The organism is Paenibacillus xylaniclasticus (genome assembly GCF_004001065.1).
GTDB lineage: Bacteria > Bacillota > Bacilli > Paenibacillales > Paenibacillaceae > Paenibacillus_T > Paenibacillus_T xylaniclasticus.
Window position 1 is genome coordinate 1 of record NZ_BIML01000064.1, and the last position, 2,823, is coordinate 2,823.

General features: G+C 52.9%; 1 protein-coding gene. It reads left to right on the forward strand.

Annotated features, from left to right (window positions below; genetic code table 11):
- A partial coding sequence (locus PXY01_RS21835) for a non-ribosomal peptide synthetase (RefSeq protein WP_127573231.1) occupies positions 1 to 2,823 on the forward strand: 2,823 nt, incomplete at both ends.

The following is a 2,823-nucleotide window of genomic DNA, read 5'->3' on the forward strand; positions in this document are numbered from 1 at the left end:
TACGGAGAAAGAAGCGCAGCTTGCGGAGATTTGGCAAGAGGTATTGGGAGTCGAGCGAGTAGGCGTCACGGACGATTTCTTTGCGCTGGGAGGACATTCGCTGAAGGCGATGCAGCTAGTATCGCTCATTCATCAAGCTTTCGAAGCCGAGGTGCCGCTCAGATCATTGTTCGAACGGCCAACGATTGAAGAGCTGGCTTATTTGCTTGAGCAGTATGGAACACCTGAGTCGTATATTTCCATTCCGCGAGTCGAAGAGCGGGACGTTTACCCGGTATCCTCCGCACAGAAGCGGCTTTACATTCTCGACCAAATAGGCAACCAGGGGACGGCATACAACATGCCAGGAGTGTTCCTGCTGGAAGGTAAGGTAGAGCCGGAACGGCTGGAGGCAGCACTGCGTGGCTTGGTGAAACGTCATGAAATATTGCGGACATCCTTCCATTGGGTAGATGGGGCACCTGTGCAGAAAGTAAGCGAAGAAGTCAACTGGAGCATGGAACGGATCGAAGGCTATGGTATGGAGCTGAAGGAAATCGCCAAGACGTTCATTCGACCGTTTGACTTATCGCTGGGATACCTTATGCGTGCGGCATTGGTGCAGATGGAAGAGAATCGTTATGCGCTGCTATTCGATATGCATCATATCATTTCCGACGGAGTGTCGATGAGCATTCTCGTGCGGGAGTTCGGTGAACGGTATCAAGGCAATGAACTGCCGGAACTCACGATTCAGTATAAGGACTACGCCTGCTGGCAGCAGGAGCTGGCTCAGACGGAACGGCTTCAAGAGCAAGAGACATACTGGACGCAGCAATTCGAAGAGGCGCCTCCGGTGCTGGAGCTGCCTACAGACTATGTCCGCAAGCCGGTGCAAAGCTATGCGGGAAGCCGGATTTCGGTGCAGACCAGTACGGAGCTGCTTGAACAGCTGAACGATCTTGCTCGCGAGAGTGGTACGACGCTGTTCATGGTGCTGCTGGCTGCGTATAAGGTGATGCTGTTCAAATACAGCGGACAAGAGGACGTTGTAGTCGGGACCCCGATAGCGGGACGTACGCATGCGGAGTTGCAAGGGATGCTCGGGCTGTTCGTCAATACGCTAGCGCTCAGGAGCCGACCAGATGGTGCTTTGACGTTCCGAGCCTATCTGGAACAGGTGAAGGAACAGGCGCTGGCAGGCTACGCGAATCAGGAGTATCCGTTCGAAGAGCTGGTGGAGAAAGTGGTCAGGAACCGGGATATGAGCCGGCACCCGCTGTTCGATACGATGTTTGTATTTCAGAATCAGGGACAGCAGGGTCTTGACCTCGATTCCTTGCAGCTCATCGCACAACCGGTGGAAAGCGGAGTAACGAAGTTCGATATGACCTGGACGTTAGCGGAGAGCGAAGACGGATTGCAGATCGTAGTAGAGTACTGTTCCGACTTGTATCGGCGCGAAACGGTAGAGCGGATGGCCAAGCACTATTTGCAGTTAATAGAAGCGGTGTTAAGCGCACCGGAGACGGAACTGGCGAGGCTATCGATGCTGACAGAAGAAGAGAAGCGGCAAATTATGGACGTATTCAATGCGACGGAAGCACCGTATCCGAAGGAGAAGACGATCCATCAATTGTTCGAGGAGCAGGTGGAACGAACGCCGGATCAGATCGCGGTAGTTAGCGAGATAGAGCAGGTGACATACCGAGAGCTGAATGCGCGGGCGAACCGGCTGGCGCATAAGCTTCGGAAGCTGGGCGTGAGGGCAGATAATAGAGTAGGTCTTCTAGCAGAACGATCCGTGGAGATGATCGCAGGCATTCTCGGTATTCTGAAGGCAGGCGGCGCATACGTGCCGATTGATCCTTCATATCCGCAGGAACGGATAGCGTACATGCTGGATGACAGCGGAAGCCGGTGGCTGGTTGGAGACGAGCATTTGCTGGAGAAAGTAACGTTTGCTGGAGAGAAGCTGGAGCTAAGGGAAGCGATGCTAATTAGCGAAGAAGATGGAAACCCGGAAGCGGCGAACGGCTCCCGCAATCTGGCGTATGTCATCTATACCTCAGGCTCGACGGGCCAGCCGAAAGGGGTTATGGTGGAGCATCGAGGCGTGGTGAGCTTGTCATCTGTATTTCAGGGAACATTGCACCTTACGGCAAATGATCGGATCATCCAGTTTGCCACGATTGCCTTTGATTCATCTATATGGGAAATTGTGATGAGTCTATTTAGCGGGGCTCAACTACACTTGCTGACAACGGAAGTAATTCATCAAATCGATCAATTTGAGGCATATATCGATGAGCAGCAGATTACGGTCGTTACGCTTCCGCCAGCCTACTTAACTCATATGGAGCCGACGCATGTTCGTTCATTAAAGACGGTGATTGCGGCGGGTTCGGCCTGCTCATGGGAGCTGGTACAGAAGTGGAGTCCTCATGTTTGGTTCATTAACGGATACGGACTGACAGAGACGACTGTATGTACTACTTTATGGTTAACTGGCAGTCTCGACAGATCCACGATTACGGTTCCAATAGGCCAACCGGTATCGAATCTGCGAACATATTTAATGGATAAACAAGATGGGTTAGTTCCAATTGGCGTCGCAGGCGAAATATGTGTATCCGGGGCAGGTTTAGCGCGGGGGTATATAAACCGTGAAGAGCTGACAGCGGAGAAGTTCACCTTCGACCCGTTCGTACCAGGCGAACGAATGTATCGGACAGGTGACCTGGGCCGGTGGCTTCCGGACGGTAACCTCGAATATTTAGGCCGGATGGACGAGCAGGTGAAAATACGCGGCTACCGAATCGAGCCAGGCGAGATCGCAAGCGC